This is a genomic window from Paenibacillus sp. FSL K6-1230 (assembly GCF_038002385.1).
Classification (GTDB): Bacteria; Bacillota; Bacilli; order Paenibacillales; family Paenibacillaceae; genus Paenibacillus; species Paenibacillus massiliensis.
In genome coordinates, this window is record NZ_JBBOCK010000001.1 from 852,607 (window position 1) to 877,502 (window position 24,896).

20 protein-coding genes and 1 pseudogene are annotated in these 24,896 nt (G+C 46.6%); 13 read left to right on the plus strand and 8 right to left on the minus strand.

The genetic code is table 11. The features are described 5' to 3' along the window. Positions 1-80 precede the first annotated feature (80 nt). Both MKX74_RS03750 and MKX74_RS03755 read left to right on the plus strand, forming a co-directional pair. Complete coding sequence (locus tag MKX74_RS03750) at positions 81-2,228, plus strand: McrB family protein (protein ID WP_341177546.1); 2,148 nt, start codon at positions 81-83, stop codon at positions 2,226-2,228. Next, on the plus strand, positions 2,194-4,614 hold the full coding sequence (locus tag MKX74_RS03755; protein WP_341177547.1) for a DUF2357 domain-containing protein: 2,421 nt from the start codon (positions 2,194-2,196) through the stop codon (positions 4,612-4,614). The genes MKX74_RS03750 and MKX74_RS03755 overlap by 35 nt, the downstream gene beginning before the upstream one ends. Before the next feature lie 654 nt (positions 4,615-5,268). On the opposite strand, the gene MKX74_RS03760 is transcribed toward MKX74_RS03755, so the two are convergent. Beyond that, positions 5,269-5,514, minus strand: a complete 246-nt coding sequence (locus MKX74_RS03760) for a helix-turn-helix domain-containing protein (RefSeq protein ID WP_341177548.1) — start codon at positions 5,512-5,514, stop codon at positions 5,269-5,271. A 163-nt stretch (positions 5,515-5,677) separates the two neighbouring features. Here MKX74_RS03760 and MKX74_RS03765 point away from each other — a divergent pair, with 163 nt between their 5' ends. The 4 genes from MKX74_RS03765 to MKX74_RS03780 all read left to right on the plus strand — a co-directional run bounded on the left by MKX74_RS03765 (position 5,678) and on the right by MKX74_RS03780 (position 11,433). Continuing rightward, positions 5,678-6,199 (plus strand): hypothetical protein, encoded by a 522-nt coding sequence (locus MKX74_RS03765; protein ID WP_341177549.1) that lies wholly within the window; start codon positions 5,678-5,680, stop codon positions 6,197-6,199. 611 nt (positions 6,200-6,810) lie between these two features. After that, positions 6,811-9,051 (plus strand): carbohydrate binding domain-containing protein, encoded by a 2,241-nt coding sequence (locus MKX74_RS03770; RefSeq protein ID WP_341177550.1) that lies wholly within the window; start codon positions 6,811-6,813, stop codon positions 9,049-9,051. A gap of 224 nt (positions 9,052-9,275) precedes the next feature. Further along, positions 9,276-9,845, plus strand: coding sequence for an SF0329 family protein (locus MKX74_RS03775; RefSeq protein WP_018885339.1), 570 nt, complete (start codon positions 9,276-9,278; stop codon positions 9,843-9,845). Positions 9,846-10,884: 1,039 nt separating this feature from the next. Beyond that, entirely contained in the window at positions 10,885-11,433 is a 549-nt protein-coding gene (locus tag MKX74_RS03780; RefSeq protein ID WP_341177551.1) for a hypothetical protein, read from the plus strand. A 285-nt stretch (positions 11,434-11,718) separates the two neighbouring features. Here the strand turns inward: MKX74_RS03780 and MKX74_RS03785 are convergent, their stop codons facing one another. Further along, a complete protein-coding gene (locus tag MKX74_RS03785; RefSeq protein ID WP_341177552.1) occupies positions 11,719-12,012 on the minus strand; it encodes a hypothetical protein in 294 nt (97 codons plus the stop codon). A gap of 137 nt (positions 12,013-12,149) precedes the next feature. On the opposite strand from MKX74_RS03785, the gene MKX74_RS03790 reads away from it, so the two are divergent. Then, a complete protein-coding gene (locus tag MKX74_RS03790) occupies positions 12,150-12,428 on the plus strand; it encodes a YciI family protein (RefSeq protein ID WP_341177553.1) in 279 nt (92 codons plus the stop codon). 108 nt (positions 12,429-12,536) lie between these two features. Beyond that, positions 12,537-13,616 carry a GNAT family N-acetyltransferase gene (locus MKX74_RS03795; RefSeq protein ID WP_341177554.1) on the plus strand — a complete coding sequence of 360 codons (1,080 nt, stop codon included), beginning with the start codon at positions 12,537-12,539 and terminating at the stop codon, positions 13,614-13,616. Positions 13,617-13,704: 88 nt separating this feature from the next. Here MKX74_RS03795 and MKX74_RS03800 read toward each other — a convergent pair whose 3' ends face one another. The 5 genes from MKX74_RS03800 to MKX74_RS03820 all read right to left on the minus strand — a co-directional run bounded on the left by MKX74_RS03800 (position 13,705) and on the right by MKX74_RS03820 (position 20,997). Continuing rightward, entirely contained in the window at positions 13,705-15,969 is a 2,265-nt protein-coding gene (locus MKX74_RS03800) for a BglG family transcription antiterminator (RefSeq protein WP_341177555.1), read from the minus strand. Positions 15,970-16,145: 176 nt separating this feature from the next. Beyond that, a complete protein-coding gene (locus MKX74_RS03805; RefSeq protein ID WP_341177556.1) occupies positions 16,146-18,998 on the minus strand; it encodes a glycoside hydrolase family 38 N-terminal domain-containing protein in 2,853 nt (950 codons plus the stop codon). A 54-nt stretch (positions 18,999-19,052) separates the two neighbouring features. Beyond that, the gene (locus MKX74_RS03810) at positions 19,053-20,168 is read right to left on the minus strand and encodes a PTS fructose transporter subunit IIC (protein WP_341177557.1); all 1,116 of its coding nucleotides are present in this window, start codon (positions 20,166-20,168) and stop codon (positions 19,053-19,055) included. Positions 20,169-20,224: 56 nt separating this feature from the next. Beyond that, positions 20,225-20,542, minus strand: a complete 318-nt coding sequence (locus tag MKX74_RS03815) for a PTS fructose transporter subunit IIB (RefSeq protein ID WP_026281152.1) — start codon at positions 20,540-20,542, stop codon at positions 20,225-20,227. Further along, the gene (locus tag MKX74_RS03820) at positions 20,542-20,997 is read right to left on the minus strand and encodes a PTS sugar transporter subunit IIA (RefSeq protein WP_018885329.1); all 456 of its coding nucleotides are present in this window, start codon (positions 20,995-20,997) and stop codon (positions 20,542-20,544) included. Before MKX74_RS03820 ends, MKX74_RS03815 begins: the two co-directional genes overlap by 1 nt. Before the next feature lie 286 nt (positions 20,998-21,283). Between MKX74_RS03820 and MKX74_RS03825 the strand changes: the two genes are divergently transcribed. The 5 genes from MKX74_RS03825 (at position 21,284) to MKX74_RS03845 (ending at position 23,837) form a co-directional block, all read left to right on the plus strand. Continuing rightward, a complete protein-coding gene (locus MKX74_RS03825; protein WP_018885328.1) occupies positions 21,284-21,739 on the plus strand; it encodes a LytTR family DNA-binding domain-containing protein in 456 nt (151 codons plus the stop codon). Beyond that, the gene (locus MKX74_RS03830; protein WP_018885327.1) at positions 21,740-22,147 is read left to right on the plus strand and encodes a DUF3021 family protein; all 408 of its coding nucleotides are present in this window, start codon (positions 21,740-21,742) and stop codon (positions 22,145-22,147) included. Between the two features lie 133 nt (positions 22,148-22,280). Beyond that, entirely contained in the window at positions 22,281-22,784 is a 504-nt protein-coding gene (locus tag MKX74_RS03835) for a DUF6622 family protein (RefSeq protein ID WP_341177558.1), read from the plus strand. A gap of 261 nt (positions 22,785-23,045) precedes the next feature. Then, the gene (locus MKX74_RS03840; protein WP_018885325.1) at positions 23,046-23,465 is read left to right on the plus strand and encodes a hypothetical protein; all 420 of its coding nucleotides are present in this window, start codon (positions 23,046-23,048) and stop codon (positions 23,463-23,465) included. A 15-nt stretch (positions 23,466-23,480) separates the two neighbouring features. Continuing rightward, complete coding sequence (locus MKX74_RS03845) at positions 23,481-23,837, plus strand: hypothetical protein (protein WP_028590896.1); 357 nt, start codon at positions 23,481-23,483, stop codon at positions 23,835-23,837. Between the two features lie 603 nt (positions 23,838-24,440). Here MKX74_RS03845 and MKX74_RS03850 read toward each other — a convergent pair. Next, a pseudogene (locus MKX74_RS03850) lies at positions 24,441-24,681 on the minus strand (ATP-binding cassette domain-containing protein); the annotation flags it as partial. Between the last annotated feature and the right edge of the window lie 215 nt (positions 24,682-24,896).

Genomic DNA, 24,896 nt, shown 5'->3' on the forward strand with positions numbered 1-24,896 from the left:
GTTTATGGTCAAGTTTAAGTCCATTAATCTGATAGTATATTTAAAAGTCATCTTAATACGATAAGGAAGGAAGATATTCCATGATTAAACGAAATCGTAGTTGGTGGAAGGACGACTCTATTCCTAAACTTATTGGGTGTAAGCAGATAGACTGGTCCATGTTTGAGTACGGTACACACATACCTTTAGACTTCCGCGAGGATTTTGCTGAAGCAAATCACTCTATCGATATTCAACTAGGACAAAGCCAGAAGGTATTACTTATAACTGAAGATAATCAGTTTGAGTGTAATTTAAGCCGAATTAACCAATCTAAAAATAACAGAGAAGCTCTACAAATTAGATATGACTCCAATGTTCAACTCAAGAATTACATGGTTGATAGATTTAAGTCGACATATTTTTACTTGAACCGTAAACGGAGTCAGGCCAGTAATACAAAAAATCTGATTACTGTCCCAGAACAATTTGCAGAGTACCTCGAATTTTACGCAACTGACAAACCCTTCGTATACTACCTTAAACCCATCACCAGCGACACCCCAATTCCCGAAGACCAATCTTCTGTATGGTGGGTAAATCAAGGGACATCTTATAATTCGCAAAAGCAGGAAGGGGTCCTCTGGGCGCCGCTTAAGGACAAGAGCGGCAAACCGCAACATCATTGGGAGACCATGAAAGAAGTTAGATTGAACGACATTGTACTTCATTACTCTAATGGAGCTCTACGTGCTGTTAGTCAGGTCCAAGAAGCTGCTGTCGAGAAACCGAAGCCAGCGAGCTTGTCCGAACAGCAGTGGGAAGGGGGGGGACGTCTAGTTGTTACCGAGTACCACGAATTGAATCCACCGATACCATTGGAAGCCATCTCTCAAGAACTACTTCAGTTTCATGTTGCGAAGGGGCCATTTAACAAAAAGGGTGGAGTAAATCAAGGATATCTCTTCCCTTTTACGCTGGAAGGTTTAAGTATTGTCCAGAATAAATCGAAGGATACCCCTTGGCCGGCATTCACGCTTTTATCCGAGGTGGAAGAGGTGGAGCAGGAAGCAGAACTCGTACATCTTAGCGACGATGATACGGGCGGGCAATTACATATTGTGAAAAATTGCATTCAACAACAAGGGTTCACATACCCTGAGCTCTTGATCGAGAACTTTTACCTTTCCTTAAAAACAAAGCCTTTCGTTATCCTAGCCGGCATCTCAGGCACGGGAAAAACAAAACTTATTCAGAAGTTCGCGGAAGCACTTGGTGCGACCGAAGCAAACGGGCAATTTACATTAATCCCTGTTCGACCGGATTGGAACGACCCTTCTGATCTCATAGGTTACAAGGATCTTGGTGGAACTTTCCGTCGTGGGAAGTTAACGTATGTACTTGAAGCAGCCGCTGCTCCAGAAAACCGGCTAAAGCCTTATTTTGTTTGTTTGGATGAAATGAATCTTGCAAGAGTGGAACACTACTTTAGTGATTTGCTCAGTATTTTAGAGACGCAACGCTGGCAAGACGGTCACATTGTGACGGATACGGTTGTGGCGGAAGATCAAGTAGGCCGCAATATCGGTATCCCTGAGAATGTGTTCTTCATCGGAACGGTCAATATGGACGAAACGACGCATCCATTTAGCAAGAAGGTACTTGACCGAGCCAATACCATTGAGTTTAATCATATCCGGATCGACAACTTCGAGGACTTAGATGAAGCAGCAGCATCTTTTGATGAGGAAACGGAGTCTGTATACCCTACGGCTAGTTTCTTAACAAGTAACTATTTGCAGTTAAAAGATGCTTACAACGAGTATAAGGAACTCATTCGAAGAACTGTTCAACAGTTGGTTATCATCAATTCCATTCTTGAAACGCTCCATGCTCATGTTGGATTCCGAGTTAGGGATTCAATCTGCTTCTACTTGATTTACAATGATCGGTTTTCGTTGATGACGGCTGAAGAAGCATTAGATCTGCAGATTATGCAGAAGATCCTTCCCCGCATCCAAGGGAACAACTCGGCGGTGAAGAAGGTTATCATCGAACTCCTATTGTTCTGTCTCAATGGTAATATTTCGAACAGTCGCGAATATGTAGATGGCGAAAAAGATATCGAACTAGTTTGGTCAAGACACGTTAGCGAAAATAATGTAAGACACCCGCAGTCGGCGAGAAAGCTCATCTATATGCTACGGAGGTTGGATGATGACGGATTTACTTCCTTCTGGGTCTCTTAAGAAGAGCGTAATTCTCCTGCATATTGAAACAAATCTGTTCGATCTATATTTAGAGGGAAAGCCGTATCACCCAACGGTAGATCTGCTGCAGTTACATCGAACCGAAGCGAAAGCGTGGGAGAAGGCGGATTTTCATGTTTCTGCTCTCTCCGAGCGGCTGCAGGTTATATCCATTGCGGTCTTTAATCCTAATAGTGGAGAACTAGAGCCTTGGCAGAACGATCAGGCTAGTTTTCCGATTTTCTATGAGACGCAGACCTATAACTTATTAATAGAGAAGAAGGCGGATATAGACGTAACTTTTTACCACGAGAATGTTGCGTTGCGTGAGGCGGTCATGCATAAGGGTAAGCATAATCTGTCGGGGAACTTGAACTTTCAGAATGAGATCGGATTTACAGAGCTGGAACTCCGCTCGAATCGTTCCACTCTCTTGAAAGTTAGATTGGAAGTTTTCCCGGTGAAGATGGATTATAAGGGGGACTACCACGCTATCCTTCAAGATGTAAATCATCAGATTCATAATCTGACGTTTGATTTCTTGCGTAAAACGTACCAGTTAACTGGGTTGAAAGAGACGAAGCAACAGAGCTTAACGGAATATTTTACGATTTTACGTTATCTTTTCGACCAAATATTGAAGGCAGTCCAGCGGATAGAGGGCTCTCCTCATACAAAGATGCATCAGGACCAACGTATAGTTCCTGCCGAGAGGGCAAAGAAAATCAATACTAGGACAGTACAATACCTTAGTAAGCATCCTCAGCTACTATCTATAGATTCCGCTAATGGGATCGTACATGTGAAAGGCGAACGATATACACCTACGAATGTATTGGATACACGAAGAATCGTAAATTACGATACGCAGGAAAACCGATTCGTTCGTTGGGTGTTTCTCCGTATTGAGGGCAAGCTTAAGGACCTGTGGAAGTTATTAAAGGACCAAAAGAGATTAGAGGATCCTGTATTGGCCCAAACAATGAACCGAATGCAGACGGAAGTTCGAAGGGTACTCCAGTACGACTTCTTGCAAGTAGGAACTATGAAGCACATGTCGGTAACGCTTGTGATGCAGATGGCGCCGGGGTACCGAGAAGTGTATAAGTATTATCTCATGCTACTCAAAGGCCTGGCCATTCAGGATGATTTATTTCAGTTGTCTTTAAAGGACTTGGCAACGTTATATGAGTACTGGTGTTTTCTTAAAATACACCAGTTGCTTAGCAGCAAGTATGAGTTGATTAGACAAGATATCATAAAGTTGGATTATAGCGGCATATTTGTTAAACTTAAGAAATCTGCCGCGTCCACGGTGACATATCGTAACCCGAAGAACGGTGAAATATTCAAACTGTATTACAATCAGACGCTTCGGGGACCTACGTTGACTCAGAAACCGGACAATGTTCTTACGCTTCGAAAAATGGAGACGTCAACTGAGTACAAGTATGTGTTCGATGCAAAGTATCGTTTGAATCCCGCAGAGCCCAGCACGCCATATTTTGTGACCTATGATGGAATCCCAGGCCCCGAAGAAGGTGACATCAACACGATGCATCGTTATCGAGACGCTATTGTTCATGCGGAGAAAGACTCTGAGCAATTCGAGCGAATGATGTTCGGAGCCTATGTGCTGTTCCCTTACCCTGATGAGGAAAAGTTCAGGGAGCATCGATTCTATAAAAGTATTAAAGCTGTTAATGTCGGGGCATTTCCTTTTCTGCCGGGATCTACGAAGTTGTTGGAAGAGTTCTTGGATGAGATCATTCTGGATAGTCCGGAGAATGCATATGAGCGCGCTGTCCGGCCAAGAGGGTCGAAGGAGTATTACGATAATAAGTACAACGGTAAGAATGTATTGGTTGGCTGCATGAGTCGCGAGGAACAGTTGGAGATTGCGCTACGGAATAAATTTTACCATACACCACTTGAAAATATCACAAATCACAAGCTGCTGACACAATTGGAGTATGTGGCGCTCTATCAGTCGAAGAAGTTCTTCGGTAAGTCTAACGAAATTATCGGCGTGAAGTACTATGGAAAAATAAAGGACTGGAAGATTGTGAAACGCGGTGAAATCACGGTAATTTCCTCAAAGCACAATCCCCCAGATAAGCTTTATGTGGTGTTCGAAATTGAGGAATGGGAAACAAGGAAAGAAATCATTCTCCCCGGTGGTCATGGGGTGCGGAGCATTGCTTTTACGTCTAAGTATATATTCGATCGCGCACAGGAAATAGCCGAATTGAAGCTGGAGAATGAGGAAGAGCTGCTTCTATGGCGTGAGGCACGCCGAAGAGGTCGCGTGGAAGTAAAGTTAGATCACGAGCATCTTGACTATGCAAAGAAGGTAATGAGCGTGAGCTTAAAGGGGCAACAATAGGGAAGTGGACACCAAATGTTTCTGTTGACAACTTGTTGGCGAACATCGTCAACAAGAAACAAAACGAACAATACGCCATGGCTAAAATCCTTATATATCAAGGGCTTTAACCAACTAATACAGCTTCCAAACAACCCCCACATGCTCCCGCATACGGTGCATGTCGAGTCGGTGGCTTGGTTGAAAAAAAGATTGATATTTGGGGTTTATTGGTGTGTGTAACGGCGAAGCGGGGGAAGTCTCGCTTCTTTTTAATGTAGAACTCATTGAAGATTTTCGTTTTTCTCCACTCAAGAGCTGATAAATAACTGCTTCATTGCAAAAGTATGCTACTAGAGATGTCTAGAAACACTATGAAGTTATATCCTTGCAAAATGAAAATAATGAAATGCTATGATATTTTGACACAATGCTAATATGATTCTGCATCCATTGTTGGTGAGAACTTAAAGTTTCGCTGAATTCCAATGAGTTAAACACTGTTATAATCTAGAATACACTCATGATAGATTACAAAAAAATAACTGCCTATTAGTTGAATAAAAGCCGTTTTAAAACCTAATTTCAGTGTCTACTTGTTGATGGGAATACCTCAGCTAACAACAAACTTACTTACCTGCACTTTTTAAGTGAATTTGGTAAAAATATCGCTACTCAATCTTCACCCAGCAATTCTTGCACAGAAACCTCCAATGCCCTTGCTACAGCAACCACCTCATAATCTTGTACGAGTCGATGCTGTCCCTCCAATCGTGACAAACTGGTAGGACTTATATCTAAACCGTGGGTATGAAGTCTTGCGAGAAAATCCTTTTGTTTCATTTTCTTGGCTTTTCGAATGGCTACGACTCGGGTACCAATAATATTTTTGTCGCCTGGTGGCTCGTTTCGATGCCTCATTTGGTAATCACCTCACATTTACCCAAATTGTATGCGAGTTAAGTCTTGTTTTAATGCGATAATCGAATTAAAATGAAATAAACCGATATACGCACTAAAATTAGGTTGTATCTTCTGCGAATCCAGTCACGAGTTATTGAATGGGAGGGGATAGAAGGAGGATATGAAAGAGCTGATGTGTAGATATGAGCAGGAAAGAAACAAGCTTAATAAACTTGGTCAGAAGTCTCTTGAGGCGGGAATTCCGTTGGGAAGTAATAATGAAGTACAGGAGCAAAGCCGTAAGGTTGATAGATTGATAGCTTTGATTTACCAAGTGAAGCTGGGGCATAGAATAAATCATTACTTGAGCTGCCACATAGGAGGGGACAATTTGGATTTTCCAGCGTGGATTTTACAAGCGTTACGAGGTCGATTGGATGATGTATCTGCCCGAATTGAACATAACCCGGAATTTGGAGCTGCTTCTGAAGAGGAGCGTAAAGCATTTCAAACCTTGCAGGCCAGCACGGATCTTGGGCGAATGCCTGAATTTGCAAATTGGGAGGACAAGCATCATTGTAAGCAGGCAATATTGTATGAACGTCTATACTGGCAGGGGATAAAGGACGGTGTGCAGCTTGCGAGTGCTCTGAACTTCTCTACTATCCCGAATGAAAAAGAGATACCAAGTGAAGCTGACTGACTTTACATTCAAAGGTATAGCAAAAAACAGGAAATGAGTCAAAGTGGAGAAGGAAATAATATCGAATCGAGAGCAAGTGAAGTATTTTTTGAACGAGAATTTAAAGAAAATGGATGATCCGCTGCGTCTTTATTTTAAATTATGTCGTCTTGAGTAATATGTCCACTGGTATGGCTGACAAACTGCTTTTGGGGATATACAATTCATTTTTGACGTTACGGAGTACTAGGCCCAGTATACAAACTAAACAATGATTGATTTTCGCCTTTCTGGTTCAACCAGGGAGGCTTTTTTTGCTTTTTAAAGCCCTTTTCTAATACTGGGGATATCGAATCTAACAAAGGAGCGTGCCAATATAAAAGCTTCTTATTGTAATTTTGTGCAATGCAAAGTGGGCCGCAAAAAGGCTGCTGGTCAATGAAATGGCAGGATTGATTCAGTATCGGATAAGCTTTGTTAAAAGAATCATAAACTTTAAGCTGGTATAAGTCGATGAAATTATTAGGGCTTATACATACATAAAATTCTAAATAAGAATATACATAACAATTAATTTAAGCCCGAACGTAGGGGTCGGATTTAAAAATAAAATTCATTACAGGAGGTAAGCTATGGGTACGAGATTAGGCATTAGGTTTTTAGTTGTAATGATGATAGTGTATGTATTTGCTTTTAATCTGGGTGGGGAGACTGTGCAGGCAAGTTCCGTATATTATGTCTCTACGACGGGGGACGACATCACTGGAACCGGTACACTATCGAATCCATGGAAGACCATACAAAAGGCAGCAGATACCATGACAGCCGGAGATACCTGCATCATACGAGGGGGTACATACCAGGAAACCGTAACACTTCGTACTTCCGGAACTTCTGTAAGTCCCATTAACTTTAAGGCTTATCCGGGAGAGAACGTAACCGTATCCGGTGCCGATCCGATTACTGGTTGGGAACATTACTCTGGGTCCATCTATTATGCGGAAATGACGGGTTCCCTTGGAACCAAAGATCAGATATTTGTGAATAAGCAAATGCAATTTGAAGCCAGATGGCCCAATTCACCAACACTTGATCCCTTAAATTCAACATTGGCAACAGTGGATTTCGGTTCCGCTACAACCATCAAGGATGGGGACTTAACTCAGGAGCCAGGGTACTGGGTTGGCAAGACGGTATGGAGTGTTCCGGGTACAGGCTACAAATCTTATAGAAGTACCATTACTAGCTCAAGTGAGGGCTCCATTACCTTTGAACACATGGCTGCTGCAGCGACAGGCGGTAACAGCTATTATATTACTGGTAATCTTGAAGATCTGGATAGTGCGGGAGAATGGTATTATGACAGCATGACTAGCAGACTTTATTTGTGGGCACCTGGTGGAGTGGATCCGAATACTTTGACAGTAGAGGCCAAGAAGCGGACTTATGCATTTGATTTAAGTTCCCGCTCTTACATAAATATTACCGGAATTAATATCTTTGCCTCCAGTATTAAAATGTCTAATTCTAATTACTGTAAAGTGTCTAATATGATTGCGGAATATGTCAGTCATGATTCAGATGTTACCAGCCAATACAGCACAGGGATATTTATGTCCGGTACCAATAATGAGCTAAGAGACAGTACTTTGACGTACAGCTCCGGTAATCTGGTGAGTATACAGGGAACAGGAAATAAGGTGATTAATAATCTTATTCATGAAGCCAATTATTCGGCAGCGGATATTCCAGCAATCTATCTACTCGGGGCCAATCATCTCATCAGCCATAATACGGTATATAACGCTGGGCGTCATCTGATATTTATGCCTACCCAAAATAGCCGGATTCAATATAATAATCTGTACAATGCAGGTAAGCTGACAAGAGACTTGGGAATACTCTATGATTTTGCCTGGGATGGGCAGGGTACGGAAATTCATCATAATTACATCCATGATAATCTCGCAAAGAATTATTCCGGCACTGGTATCTATCTGGATAACGGTAGCAAGGGCTATATTGTGCATCATAATGTGGTATGGGGCAACTATTCAGCGATCAGATTGAATACCCCCAGTAATTTTAACCTGATCTATAACAATACCACTTACAGTAACGGGAATGTAGGATATTGGGGAAGTAATTTTCAGTCAGATCTGTACGGCGACAGAATATTCAACAATATCTTTACTACGGCCTTCACACTGCCTGGTACTCATATAGAGGGGAATAATATTACCTCAGAGACCAATCCGTTATTTGTGAATCCTACAGCATATGATTTCAGGTTGAAGTCCGCTTCTCCAGCTATTGATGCAGGGGCTGTAATACCTGGAATCACAGATGATTATGTTGGTGCGGCACCAGATATTGGAGCCTATGAGTTCGGTGGAACAGACTGGACTGCCGGGCATGATTTTTCTTCACCTCCGAACCCGTTTTTTGAGAATGTCAGCTTATCTTATGTGAATAACGTAAGGCAATCTGATTTTGAGAAAGGAATAGTCTCGCCATGGGAAGCAACCTATTCAGAAGATGCTGCAAGTGTATCGGAGCCAAGAAGTGGCTCTAAGAGTGTAAGACTAGGAACCGGAGAAGATGGTATCGAGCAGGTACTTACGGGGCTAAGTCCTAATACCAGCTATATATGTACCGCCTGGGTTAAGGCAGACCTAGGAGAGCAGATTCAGATTGGTGTGAATGGCTTCGAAGGAACGGGTGCATCTGCGACATCTGACAGTACATCCTGGACTATGATAAAAGTTCCTTTTACAACGGGAGAAGGCGCTACTAGAGCAACATTGTATGCTTACAAGAATCCTGGTACAGGATATGTGTATGTGGATGATTTTGGGGTAGTTGAGCAATAAAAAAATGTAATGAAGCGGCGGCTTTTTCCCGGAATTCAACCGGGGAGGGGTCGCCGAGTTTGTTGAATTTGTAAAATAACCTGTATAAACTCCCGAAATCCAGTATTATGAAAGTAATAGAATGGTGGGGAGAATAAGCAATCCAATAAACGGTCTCATCATTCATAAAGAAAGCCTGGTAGCCACAAATACGGGTAATAGGTATTGAAAACATAGGAGGATATATGTCCTGGAGTAAATTAAAGCAACAACTGGAGAGCTTCCTTAGTCCCGGGTTAGATGGAAGGGTCGAATACGGAGCGACCAGCTACCGTTATGTACCTGATAAATCTGGAACTTGCTATATCACGGTAGATAAGAAGAACATACTCAACATAAGTGATACAATTAGCCCAATCAAATGGTATCAGACAGAGATGGAAATTAAGAATGATCCCAATATCCAAATCCCTATCACCGATGAAGAGATTGAAGCGATCAGAAAGGATGCCAAGGGAAATATCCCGGAGGATCGTCTGGAGGTCATTGCAAGGGGACGGAAAATATCAGAGCTTGCAAAGGAGCTTTTGTCAGCTCAGGCCGCATTAAGCAAGTCTAATTTTACGGTTGTAGCTAATAAGTTCTTAACTACTTCTATTGAGGACAGCTTAGAGAGTAACGATATCTTGTTGAATATTCTAGCTCTCGTAGACAGACGAGTCGGGAAAAAGCGGATACTGAACATGAGCGAGAAGATAAAGCTGAAGCATCCGATTGTGCAGTATTTCTACGAGCTACGACGCAGAACGTTATAAAAGCGGATATCTCTTAATGCTATAACTATGGGTATCTCTTAACGTTATAACTAAGGATATCTCTTAATGCCATAACTATGGATATCTTCTAACGTTTTACGGATTTTTCGTAATGCGGTGTTAATAGGTGTTATTCTTGGGTAGATTTCGTAGGTAGATAATCCACTAAAGCCTCAAGACTCTACATTACAAGCAATTCTTCCAAAATCTATTTGTCACTATTTGTCCGATGCACACGCCAAAAATCGCTTTGATGCGTGCATCGGACATGTTTTATCGCCGTTGTTATCGTAATACATTGAATGGTGATCTCTAAAAATGAACCTATCCACCGTTGTTATTTTCTCTTAGCAGGAATCCACTTGAACCCACAATTCATACACCCGTTTACAAGATTCCCCCTTCCGACGAATCCCATTATGATACTTACGGGTAGGCAGAGGGAAAATGACAGCACCGCTAATACGCTTAACATTTGTAGAAACGCAGCTGCCCCATTCGTATTACTGTACAGGAGCATGGTACCACTGGCCACAACACAAAGTATTCCTACCAGGATCATAATTCCCAGCGTTTTGAACAGGTTGCCAAAGCTGTAGCCTCTTTTGTTCGCCACGACTTGCTGTGACTTGCATTTGCGGCAGATAACGACTTTAGTTGTGGTGCTCGTGTGGCTTCCCGCTCCTTTTGCCGGGCTGGCCGCTGCCCTGTTTATTTGGGGGCTATTTGCCTTCGGCTGGCCGCTAACTGCAGTGTTAGCATTAGTGGATGATGTCCTGCGAGGCTGATTTGCAGATGGTCTCGTATTACGTTGCACTTCTTTTGACTCCCTCCTGAGCAAATGTATAGGCATATAGTACTATTCGGGAAGTTCTTCCAAAATCCTCCTATTGTCTCTTCGCTTTTGTCCTATTTTTTATTAGAGTCGATTCTAGAATCTAACTAGAGGGTGTATGACTATTTTAGGAGAAGCTCACTCCACACAAAAGAATGTCATCACACTGTGCGCATTTAGCGAAGAGAAAGGAAGGACCGAGGCATGCAAGAAGCAGCTGAACAGCTCATTCAATTACTTGGGCAGCCTTACCAAACCAAGCAGGTTCAAGCCTTACTACAATCCTTCGGGGTCAAGCGGATGCCGTCCCCTAACAGCTATTTTAACGACGATATTATCTGGTCCGTGAAAGCTTCGCTACGTATCGATCTGTATCGTGCACCCAAAATAAATGATCTGACTGGACTTCAATATACAGCTGAAGAAGGATGGATCATTGGTGCCTTGCATTTCCTTGCGTCGGGGGCGGATGACCGAATTAAAGCTCCGTTTGCTGGAATCCTACCGAAAGGAATCACGATGAGCTCAACACCGGATGAGGCCATACAGGCGTATGGTCCACCTGCATTGGATGAGGAATGCTGGAGGCCAGGATATACTGGCCGGATCTTGGCATGGCGCCAGCCGAGCACAAATATTGTCATGGATTATGAGGATAATGAAGGGAATCTGGGGCTGAGAAGCTACACGGCCTGTCTGATTGGCTGCATAGGCGCCTGGAGAAACGATAATCCTGAGGTCTATGCTCCGTGAGTGCAAGTAGGAAATCCGCTCTCCGTAATATCTAAACTATTCCACCGTCAGCTCCTTCTGAAATGGGCCGCTACATTTCTACATTCACGATCGAGATGCTCTTTAGAAAGGATCCTTTATAAAGGATGCTGCTCTTCACAAAATTCCCTCTAGATATTATTGATGAAGTGTCATTGTTAAAGTGTACTCTTCTCTAAATTCCCATCACGAAGCACAAAAAGAACGCGAGCGGATCGCGTTCTTTTTTGAGTCATTCCAATTCTTCCATAGGCCCTATTTTTAAAATCAGGCTCTACCGATCCAATCTATGTCCTCTACCGCATAATGCCGGACTGCATACTCGACGGCCTCGTCCAGCGTATCCAGTAGATAGTCGTTGATAACCTCCCACTCGGCATCGCACAGGAACAGGTAATATCGCTCCTCGGACGCGTAGGTAGCAATGGCGAGAGCAGTAATTTGTATTTGATGGGTAGAGCCGTCGTCTTCCGCAAAGATGACAGAGCTTAATATGCGGCTGCCGTCATTTGTGGTGTACTGTAGCACCTCTGCACCGTCCAGTTGTAAGGGACAATCCATTAGCTGATCACGTCCTTTATTGCTTATATATTTTCCAATCACTGTAGAGCATTCATGTGATATTCTAGCTATAAATATAGTACATACACGAGTAATTTATCTATTAAGGATATGAATGTATCTTTAGAGGAGGTTGAATGATGACATATATATATTTAATGCATAATGTAAAGCCACTGAATGAAGAGCTTATCAAGAGCCATGTGGCCTATTTAAAAGAGTTAAATGGAGAAGGTAAGCTTGTACTTTGTGGGCCTTTTACAGATTACCCTGGAGGAATGGTCATGTTTTCAGCTGAAAATATAACGGAAGCCATGAGTATTGTAGAATCAGATCCCTTCATCGCTTCAGGATGCAAGACATTTGAAATGAGAACATTAGAGCTGGCTAACGAGGGGAACAATTACCTGTTGTAGCTAATACAACAATACCTTCAAGGTTACCGCCATATTTTACGACATGGTCTGGTTCATTAAGAGGGGCTATTTGGATGAAGATGAAGGACAAGGAGTAGGGGATGAATTATGAAAATAGAGCAGCTACAGCTTGAAGACAGAGCGGAGTTCATCGCGTATTGTGTACGGCATCGGCGTGAGGTGGACGATTCCTTTCTGTATGAGCAGGATTTAGAGAAGTTCGAGCCTAATGAAGAGAATCCTACCCTGGTGATCAAAGAGGATGGAGCAATCATAGCCGTGGCCTCCCTCATTCTTGATGACTATCATAGACGTGGGAGACAGGGGCGTTTTCGTATTTTGCACTCGGAGAAGCCAGACACAGAGGTGTATGCCCTGCTGCTGAACGGCATGATGGAGCACATAGCACAAGTGGGGCACGAGAAATATATATCCAAAGTAGAGTGTGTAGAACAAGCAGAGCATGTAGAATACGCAGAACGCATTGAGCATGTACAAAAAGCAGAACACGCAGAACACGCAGAACGTGTTGAGCAAGTAGAACATGTAGAACACGTGAAGCGCGTAGAACACAGGGCAGGACTCGAAAAAGTCTTTCTGTTCGTGCCGCTCGTCAATGAGGCGCTTGCTGCTCATGTAGAAGAGCTTCATTTTTCGGTGGAAAGGTATGTCTTCCTCTTAATTAACGACATGAAGGAGATTCAGCCTCTTAGCCTGCCAGAGGGTTACTCGATTCGGACCTTTCAACCGGGTCGGGATGAGGAAGCCTGGTGTCATATCCGTAACACGGCCTTTGCGCAGCTCACGGGCAGCACGACGCCGATGACGCTTCAGATGCTGCAGAACCAGATGTCACAGCCAGCTTATCTGGAAGGCGGAATGTTGCTGCTACTGCATGAGGATACGCCCGTCGGAATTATACGGGGAGCGGACGATGAGTATGAAGGAGAGGCTGCGATGAATATCGGGCCGCTGGCCATCTTACCTGCTTATCAGGGGAAAGGGCTAGGAAGGCAGCTGCTGAGAGCTTCATTGGCATTTGCAAATAGCCTCGACTATAAGAAGACAGTGCTGTGCGTGAATGGGGAAAATGAACGAGCCAAGGCATTGTATGTGCAGGAAGGCTTTGTTCAGGTGGAGGGCGTAACGGCCTATGAGTATGACCTGAATAGAATTAATGGACAATAGATAATAGGGAAAAGTGTGCCCATTACTGCGCTGTGATCTGGCAGGTGCACCATCCACATATATATAAATAGAAAAGCCCGAAGCTGCATTAATACAGCTCCGGGCTTTTGGATGCGAGGGATTCACCAGCTACCTCCAGAAAAGCGCCGAAGGTGTCGCATTCCTGAAGCCGATCTAGTAGAGGTTGTTGCCGGATGAGCTCGACACATAGATCGTAGATGCCCATGGCCTGCTCGTAATCCTCCTTGCAGATTGAGAGCAAGAATACAGCGTGGACGTGATTGTCCTCATCCCAGGGCAGTGGCTCCTCCAACAGGCAGATATACACCGCTGTACGAGTGGAGCTCAGCTCCAGTGGATGGGGAATAGCCATCCCCATGCCGAGTGCGGTGGAGGCCATGGCTTCACGCTCCAGTACCGCTGGCATGAATCCTTCGGTGACGACGCCTTGCTCCAGTAAGCGTGCGCTCATCTCCCGCAGGAGAGTATCCTTATCGGTGGCCCGTGGAAGGCGCATGAACCATTCGGGCCGGAAATACCGGAAGCAGGAACTCTCTTGCTGCTGGTCACTCGTGCGGACCAGTTGGGTGATGGTCGCCATATCCCGATCAGTCGGAATCGGAGCAACGACGGCAGCAGGCTTGTTCTTCTGGCCCGGTAACCGGATGGTGGAGATCACCATATCCTCCTTCACGGAGAGCATATCCTCGTATTCGCGCAGGGAGACGACGCGCGTCACATCCAGCTCAGCGAACAGGGAGCGCAGCCGGGATTCGAGTATACGTGCTGTGCCATAGCCAGAGCCGCAGACGAGCAGGACCGTTTTGCGTCGTCGATGCGGAATATGATATTTGCGTTCCAGCGCTGCACCGAAATGCAGAGCCAAATAACCAATTTCGTTATCGTTAATGTCGTATGGATAATAGCTCTGTAGCTGCTTCACCGCACCAATCGTGACCTCGTAGGCCAGTGGGTAATGCTTGCGGATATGGTGCAGCATCGGATTACGCATATTCATGCCATGCTCCAGCCGAATCATCATGGGCTTCAGATGAGCATACAGATCGCGAGACAGACGTTCATCATTCCGAAGCTCGTAAGCATAGCGTTCATGGACATAGTCCAGCATGCTTCGCACAGCGAGCAGCAGCCGATCCGATTGCAGCTCTTGCCATCGCTCTTCGTCTTCGGTCATGCGTTTGCTGGCAATATGCAATTGCACATAATTCCTCTCTCCCACAGGACATTCCAATTGATACGCCTGCTCAATACCGCGGATAATGCTATCGGCAAGTAAAGCATCAGGGTCATGGTGACCGTGAGCATCAGGGGGATCGAGTGGATTGAGATCACCCAGGTCAGCTAGATTATCGTGGGCATCTGGAGCATCAAGATCGTCAAGATCGTCGTAGGTATCGAGCTTATCGAGATCAACTGGATAATTAGACACGGTACGATCATCAGAAACATCAATAATGTCAGAAGTATCAGGAGCATCAAGGTGATCTAGGGCAGGCTGTCTCTGATCCTGCCGACGTCCCGGAGCTGCCTCCACAGCATTGTCGTCTGAGTATTCTCCAGAGCCAGAGGGCGGCATCTTGGAAGCTGATGCGACGGACTCAAAATGCTGTAGCCCATGGCCAGATTGAATACGTAATATCATGACAGCCAGATGAGTGATTAGATCCTTGAGCGCCAAGTCAGCCATCCGAACGTTGTGCTGCCGCAATTGCTCAACCACCATCCTGCGCAGCTCCGAAATCTGTACAGGATGCAAGAGATGCTCCTGATCCATGGAGCTGCTCAGCGTATGCTCCTCGTCGCGGACGTCTGCATATTCTGCGAGGCAATAACGAATGCTCTTCTCCTCACCAACGATGCTTACCCCGTACGATGGCTTGATGGACAGCTTGATCCCGTACTCCTCCATGATCTGGCGTAAAATCTTCACATCATTGTTCAGCGTTGCCCGGCTAATGTACAGTGAGTCGGCGAGGTCCTCCATACGGATGTCCTGATGTGCATTCAGCAGGGCGAATAGCTCGTAGCGGATGCGCTCCTCCGGCGTATCCGGCAGTGGAGGGGCATCGTCCTTCACGGGTGATGTCATGGACAGCTCGCGATAACGTTGTTCGTCATTGATGACAATGCTATAGCCATGCTGGCGACGTGACTCCAGGCGAGCCCCATGAGCTTGAAGGAGGTGATCCAGCTTCTTCAGATCATCTCGCACCGTCCGCTCGGTAACCTCCAGACGCTCCGCCAATGCACGTGTAGTCCAGCCTTGCTCCTGTCCACCATGGACCTCCAGCAACCGAAACAATTTCTTTAATCTCGGGTATGGAAATGTCATACCACATCAGACCTCCTTTCCGACTCACGTCATAGAACCTTTCGTTGATACCAAATCTTATCTGTGTTCTATTTGTATTCTATCTGTGTTGTATTTGTATTCTATTTGGATTCAGTCTATTTTTTATCTGTTTTCTACCCATCTTCTATATGTCTACTATATGCATCAATTGTTTTCTACAAGGAGGACTTACGTTCAGCAAGTACCGTCAGCAGCTTGGCGTGGGCCAGCTCGGGCAGCTGTACATAGCTCTCTGTTGCACTGTCAGCACGTGCACGTGTATCCTCCGGATTCAGCGGAGCTGCATCTGGACGCGGTTGCTCATCGAGCATGACCTGCTTCAGCTCTACAGGAACGGTAAAGGCCACAGTCGCTGCTGCCTGCCCATTCAGGTGCGGGTTGAATACACGCAGGATATAGCCGTCGGCGTGCTCAGCTTTCTTGAAGGCGCTCACGATGGCATTGGAGTCGGGTGTAAACGACATCAGGCTATAGCTTGGCTCCAGCACTCTGTCCTCGTCACGGAAGGCGAAGATCAGTCGTCCATTCAGAAAATCACACAGCTGATAGCTGCTCATCGGTGTCAGATACTCCCGAGCGGCCTTCGCAATATGTGCATCATCAAAGCTGGATTCATGCAGATGCAGGGCAAAGGTGCAGGACAGCTTTCCTAGCAGCTGCGCGTCAGGCGTAGCCACGATTTTCTCACCAGAAGCTCTACCCGGGCGATAGACGAGGTTCTCCTTGCCCATGAAGCCGAAGGTACGGAACAGGGTCAGGGCAATGGTGGTATAGCCATCTCCTACAATCTCGTACTCGCGCACGCCCTCCGTCATGACCATCATGCCGCGTGTGCCGTCATTTAATCCGGCATAGCTCTGCATGGCCTCGATAGTAATCGGCTTCTCCTGCCATTGCTCGGCCTCCCAGATCGCTGCTTCTGGTAGAGAAGTAGGCCGGGTAATGACACCGAAGGGCTGGTCCGCGATGGACAGACTGGAGGCGATGCCTGTGTTAAATAGCACCCGCAGACGGTGACTTAGCACCTGATTGTCGGCTTCTACCACATAGCGAATCAATCGCTCTCCCCGGCGCAGGGTGACACGCACATGGAGCGGCAGCTTGCTGCTGCACAGGCCGATAGCTCGTTCCTCCAGATGGCTAGGCACGTCCATAGCCAGACGTAGGGACAGCTCCTGCGATACAGGTGTATACTCCGTTACCGTCTGAACATCACAGCCGAGGGAGGAGACCACCAGGTCACGCTCTGGCGGAGAATAGTTGTAGGAATCGCCATCGTCGCCGTTATCCTCGAATACCATCTGATCACGGTATGTGCGCCCGGAATCTTTGTCCGTAATCGTCAGTGCGCCGTTCGTCTGCACCTCAATGACATAATGCTCATTCTCGATACGGTTGCCATTGGAACGAACAGGCAGGCTATCCGTGCTGGAGGGGGCTATGCTTCGTGCATGTGCAGTATCGGTGCCGGTAAGTGTATGCTGCTCACCCTGGACAGATGGTGAGTTGGATGAAGCCACAGGACGTATATCCTCTGCTCCCGTAAAATCGAATACAATCTGCGTGTAGCCCATTGGAGGAATCTCACTCAGATCCACCAGCAGCTTCGCGCGGAATACACGTTCAGGCAAATACACCTTGCGGCTCGGATTCAGGTCGATATGCTGTCCGAGCACATAATCGGTCTGTTCTACCTTTTCGATAATAGCATATTCCAGCTTGCGACCATGCAGATCGCGAATGACGAATGGCTTATCAGGCAGATAGGCGTCAAGCTCCGTAACTCCGGTGCGCACGTAAGGCAGTGTATTGAAAATAGTAAAGGCAAAGGTCTCCTCCTGCTTGATCTGGGAGGCAATCATACGCATGTGCAGGTCGAGCAGGTTGACGCCAATATCGTGTGCCTGCTTGTAACGGAAGGCCACATCCTGGTTCGTCGTATCACTATTGCAGCCCCCGATGCTGTCATGCGCGGCATTCTCGAACATAAGCTTCCAGATATCCTCGATAATCCGGTGCGGGTAGTCATGTCCGAGCGAGTGGCTGATGGCCAGTATCGGCTCTAGTGTATTCACGATGAAATTCTCGATCTGGTTGTTCATTTGCTTCAGATCAGCCCGGGTGGAGAAGATGGATTTGTGAATACGCATATGCTTCGCTTCCATCAGCTCGCCCATGAGCACGGGCAGATCGTGGCTCGCTTGCTGGATCTCCTGCATGAAGCGCTCGGGCTCGTTCATCACATATTCGCGTGTCGTGTCCAATTCGTTGAAGCGACGGATCAGCTCTGGCAGATTTTTGCGTACAGGGGCCTGATCAAATCCGTTCGGGAAATAGACATGGCGCGTCGAGGCCTTCGCCTCCAAGGCACTAATTTGCTTGTGCAAATAAGCCGGCAGATCCGCCTCATCCTCAGGAATATTCCCACCGTAGTAGTAGCCAAAAGGCATCTGGACAGCGAACACCGTACTGCCGTCCGAGCCTTCCCAAGTGAACTCGGTTTTTGGATTCGTGTTGTCTGCGACACCACGCCAGAACAGGAAGTGCTCAATGCCGAATTCGCGATAGATCTGTGGCATCTGGGCCGATTGTCCGAAGGCATCCGGCACATAGCCGAGCTTCATGGCCTGGCCGAATTTGCGTGCTGTCTCCATCCCATAGTACAGATTACGCACGATCGACTCTCCAGAAATGACAAGCTGGTCCGTCTGGGTGTACCATGGTCCGGTCATCAGGCGTTTGCTCTCCACCAGTTGTCGAATCCGGCCCTCATCCTCTGGACACCAGTGCAGATAGTCATCCAGCAACGATCCTTGGGCATCTAGCAGATAGTAGTGGAAGCCCTCGGTCTGCTCTAGCGTCTCCAGTACCTCCTTCACATGCTTCACGAGGTACACCTTGGAGCGAGAGGTGGTGAAATACCACTCCCGGTCCCAATGCGTGTGCGGAATGACATGTACCTTGGTCTTGCTAGCGTTGTCTACATCGTTATTTACGGTATGGTTCATCTCTGTTAGCTCCTTCCAAATACGCATTTCTATACAGGTCTACATCTATCTGTCTTAGTCGAAGACAAGCTCAATCTCTTCGCCGTTGTTCTTCACGGAAGCGTCCTTGGACGCGGCCTTCTGCTCTTCCTCATCCTTGAAGTTCACCAGCATGGTACCGCCTGCGATCAGGAGCGCCCCGACGATACCGCCTACGAGATAGGCTAGCGGAGTCCCCACGGAAATGGCGCCATACAGCCCGCCAATCGGTGGCATAATGACATGAGCACCGAGCAGAGCCGTTACGGCAGCACCAGCAGCACAGGCGAACATATTGACGGGAATCAGCTTCGCTGGATTGCGGAGTGTGAATGGAATGGCCCCTTCCGTAATACCGATTACGCCCATAATGACGGAGCCTTTGCCAGCCTCCCGGAACGTCTTGGAGAAGCGTGCTCTCATCAGCAGTGTCGCCAGACCATAGCCAAGTGGCGGGATACAAATGGCAATATTGATGAAGATATTCGGCAAATACACCCCGGAGAGGAACAGCGCGTTGCCAGCCATCCAGGCTGCCTTGTTGACGGGACCGCCCAGGTCAAAGCCAATCATGGCCCCAAGAATAATGGCCAGGACGATTGCATTCGTACCGCTCTGGCTCATGTATTGCAGCCAGTTCACCAGATACGTATTGATGGCGCTCAGCGGTCCTCCCAGAACGACAGCCATCAGGACACCTGTCAGGCCGACCGTAATGAGCGGCAGGATAATGAGGGGGACAGAGCCCGCTGCCGGACCCGTAATTTTGACCTTATTGCGCACCCACAGCGTGATGTATCCAGCAAAAAAGCCGGAGATCAGAGCGCCAAGGAAGCCAGCATTGGTCTGCTGGGCAAGTACACCGCCGATCAGACCTGCAGCGAGGGCGGGCTTATCAGCAATCGAGTAGGCAATGAAGCCGGATAATACGATGGTCAGCAGACCGATACCGCTCCAGCCCACATTTTCCACCAAATACAGAATATGAAGGAATCCGCTTTCATCTTTATACGGACCAAAATCGGTGACACCCATCGTCAATCCGATGATTTTACACACAGCGACAATAAGCGACCCGGCAATAATGACCGGCAGCAAATAGGAAATGCCTGTCATCAGATGTGTTTTTGCTTCGCTTAACCATTTCTTCATCGTAATCTCTCCTCATAGGAAGATATCCCCGGGCTGACCGGGGCAAAGATTATTACTTATTGCTTGGCGGCTATTGCCTGAACCGCTTTGGTCAGGACAGCCTCCGCATTGTTCACGGCATGGCCGATCTTGACACGTACGATCTGCTTATCTTCGAACCGCTCCATGTCCTTGACGGTCTGGTCGGAGGCGATCAAGACGAAGCTGGCCTCCGCAATATCCTCTGTAGTCAGCTTGTTAACCTGGCCCATTGCGCCTTGTTGCTCGACCTTGATCTCATAGCCAAGCTGCTGTGCAGCTTTTTCGAGCGCCTTGGCTGCCATCGGTGTATGGGCAAGGCCTGCAATGCAAGAAGTAACGCCAACGATTTTCATCATGATACCAATCCTTCCGTATATTGTTGTAGCAGTGCGTAGATGTCCTCCGACTGCTGTGCCTGCGCAATGGCTGTCTTGAAGGAGTCCTCCAGCAGCAGTGTCGCCAGGGATGAAATGATCTGCAAATGAGACATATCCACCTGATGCTTCGGTACGAGAATCGTGAAAATATACTGTACGGGCTTGCCGTCATGAGCGGCCCAGTCAATCGGCTCCTCCAGACGAATCACCATCACCGCCGGTTGCTGAATGGCTGTGCTCTGGGTATGCGGAATGGCGAAATGATCCTGCAGGCCAGTGGAGTAGATATGCTCTCGCTCCCACAGATCCTGTATCACCTGCTCGGGGTGATCGGTTAGCTGTAGCTTGGCTGCTTGCTCGGCAATGAATTCAAATACGGCCTGCTTGCTGTGCAGGGGCTGATCGAGAAAAATATGCTCTTTTGTAATCATTGAAGGTCTCTCCTCCTTCCTTACATCTCTATAGTGGGGTGTGTGCTTTGCTATCGTCTTGCTATGCGAACTGCTATTTGTACGGCTATGTGTCTTGAATCTATAAGCGCTTACAGGACCATTGTAGCCGATAGGCGGGACGGTTTTAATCTAGAAAATTTCCGCGTGCTGCGGAAAATCGTTAGCAGGTGCTTGTGACTTCGTACATACCCTGCATATGCGGAGGCTGTGAAGAATTCTCGGACGCGTGCTATAATCTCCTCAGCATGCAGAGAGGAGTGTGGCGGTGAAGGTTAACATTAGCATGATCCCAGCCGAGGAAGAGGAGGAAGTCCACCTCCACATCCATACGATGAGTGAGACGATCACACAGGCTATCCAACTGTTGACCTCTCCGGACAAGACAGTCAAGCATTTGCTAGGCAAGCAGGACGGGACCTTTTACAAGCTTGACGTCGATGAAGTCTTCTATCTCGAATCCATTGATCGTAGACTATTCGTCTACACGGGCACACAGACCTATGAGCTGGCGGACAAGCTGTACGTGTTGGAAGAGCAGTTATCCGGGCTTGGCTTCGTGCGAATATCCAAATCCATGCTGCTGAATCTGAACAAGATTCATTCCTTCTACCCCAAGCTTAGCGGTAATCTGGAGGCGGTCCTGATCAATCAGGAGAAGGTATCCATCTCAAGACGGTATGTGCCTGGCCTGAAAAAGCAGCTGGGAATGAGGGAGGCGTAAATGATGATTCGCCGGATTCAGCAGGTACTGAGGCTCAGCGCCACGATTTTCACCGTGTGTGTAGTGCTTCAGTTGGTAACTGGTCATCAAGTGAATAATGAGATGCTGCTCGGGCTGCTCATTTGCTCTGTTGGGGCATCTCTGGTGAGATTTTTATTATTTAGAGAGTTCTTGGCGGAAGCCACCGTTGCTAAGCAATTGCTGTATATGCTGGTCGTGTGGCTGATGGTCGTGGCCTTTAACTTCTTGTTCCAGTGGGGAATGTCCGTGGGCGGTATATTTGGCAATGCAGGCTTGGTGCTTATTACATACGTGTGTGTCCGCTTCATCAGCTATCGGCATGACAAGACCGAGGTTAGAGAAATGAACAGGCTATTGGAGCAGCTCAGAAGAAAGGATACGCCGTAGAGGTGCAATTCATGTGTTAAAAAAGACCGCTTAGGCAGGCGATTAAGCCGCTTGCGTCAGAGACTATTGTCCCTTCTGCATGGTTAGTGTACGCTTGGGCCACATAAGATCATGTGGGAGGAAGGGACATCTGATGTTCATTGTAGAGGTTATTCGACAGACGCCGCTGTATATTTGGTTTTTGCTGGCTTTTCTTATTGTTCGAGGACTTCGATCGGCCAAGGACGGAGTGCTGAGCATTCCGAAGATGGTAATCGTACCTGTGATATTCATGCTATGGGGATTGGAGACGATCTTTACTCGCTTTGAGCATTTGGGAGTAGCGCTGGTGGGCTATTTGTTTTTTGCAGCTCTAGGTACGCTCGTCGGGAATGCTCTATATGCGAAATACAGAACGATCTACCAAAAGGAGCAGCGTTTCTATCGCTCGGGCACTTATCTACCGCTGATCGTTATTCTAATGAATTTTGTAGTGAAGTATGCGCTAAATGTCAGTGTGATTCTTGATTCTTCGCTCTATGGTAATCTGGTGTTCACCGTTCTCTATTGTCTGTTCAGCGGCGTATCGGTCGGATTGTTCATAGGGGGGATCTGGAATGCGTATGTATGCTCCTCGCGTCTGAAATTGAGTACGTAGCGCCTGAAAGACTTGTAAGCTGAGAAGAGCTGAGAGCAGCTCTTTTTTTTCTTGTCTCGGAAGTAAGAAGAAGGACTTGCGAGTCTCCAGAATCACTCGTTGTGCTGTGATATTTCATGGATGTGTAGGCACGGGGGAAGAAGGTGTAGACTTATGCCGAAAATGAGCGAATTTCCTTATCCAATTTATTGAAGAGCGACAGAGTTTGACATATAATCAAATGGATGAAGAATTTGTAAAACACACTGGGGGAGATCACGCATGTTTGTGGGAAAAGGCGCAGTTCGTGAAATGGCCAATGAAATCGACAAGGTAATCAGAGAAATCGACCAGATTACACAATCAAGAATTGACCGCGTATCCGATAAAATTGACTCTGAGTTAAACTCCTGTGGTCGTGAATTGTCCAATGCGGCTGCAACATTATCTCAAATTCGTCCTCTAATGGACAGACTGGTGGCTCAGGTCGGCCAAAATGCGCCTGATCATGTACAGGTTCTCGTCACATCGATTGCCCAGGAAGTGATTTCCAAGGCAACCGGCGCTGGTGCCAACATTGATGAAGTGCAGAAGAACATTAAAGACGTAGACAAGTTAACCAATGAAATCGATGATCTGACAGATGAGATCGATAAGCTGACAGACAAGATCGATGAAATTACAGATAAGTATCAGAAGTAGGGAGGACTGTTCCTGATGAGCGATTATACACCGCCTGTTGGTCAGCCGAATTACATGTCTGCAGGATCGAATGGCTGGGGCAATAAGCAAGCCAAAGAAACCGCTGTGAGAATTGATCATATTGCTGATAAGGCCAAATTCGGTATTGAAATGCTGGGTACCGGCGTATCGGGTATTGATGCGATCGAGAAGGAATTGATCGAGCTATCCCATGCCCCGAATCCGCCGACGCAAGAACAAATTCGTGCCATGGCACACCGTCTGGATGCGCATCAGAAGCAGATTCAACAAGCTTTGGATCGTATTAAGGAAATGATGACTGACATTGAGAGACAGGCCGATTCGATTCATAATCAGCGTAATTCCTGGTAAGAGCAGCACGCCGAACTCATAGACGAAATGTATTATATTAGATCGCTTGACTAATCGAATGATGCAAAAATGCTGATGTATATGCATCTCTTGGAACGGATATCAGGGTTACGATTCAGATAATCCGATATGGTTCCTGGAGGTGCATTTTTTGCTTAGATTACGATGAAGACGGTGGCCATTCTTATGAAGATCATTTTTTTGTGCAGACCCTAGCCTGAATCTTTAATTAGTACGAAATCGGGCTTTCTTGGACATTACAAAAAACCATCAAGTAGAAGTTGAATTAGAAGTTTGATTTTTTCTACTGTTTACTATGATGGGAGCATATCAGGAGGCTCTTGCACGGCCAGTTTTTTTTACAGCAATAATCAAAATTTTGACAGGTCGGATTTATCCCGGTCCAGAATCACTCGGCATTCGGGCCTTTGCGGCTGGAACGTGTTCGCTGGTCTCATTTCGGAAGTGGGACATCTTCACATCGATTTTTAACAAAAAGAGTACGGCTCTTTATAAAGCTACTGACTATCCTCCTCCGGCGGATAATTTACCGCCCTTGACCTCAGACACAATTTCACCGGGAACTGTGTGCCGCTGCGGAAAACGGTCGGTCAGGGGGGAAGTCGGTTCGTCCATAATGATCGCCTTTGCCTCTATCATAAGCGCTTTGGCGATTTCAATCATTTGCTGCTGGCCGACAGAGCAGGCTCCCGCAGGTTGGTCATGGCGGAAGAGAAAGAGACAGCTTCTGCATCTGTTTATTTGATAGCGCTTTCATACTGCGATTGTTCAAGAATCCCCAGCTTGTTGTGAGTTCTTTTCCGAGAAAGAGATTTTCCAGTACGTGATTTGTTCCAAAGGATTTGTGAATCCCGTTCATCCTGATATTCAAGCATGTTCCCCCTTATCTGTAATGGTCACTTACAGAAAAACGCGTCGACGCTTTGAATCGAGACCAGATAAGCTGTGCATTGAATTGTGTCGCTGGATGCCTGACTGTGCCCACGGAGCGTACGGCGCGGAAGGGGTTTACTTTAATTAACTAAATTAAAATAATTA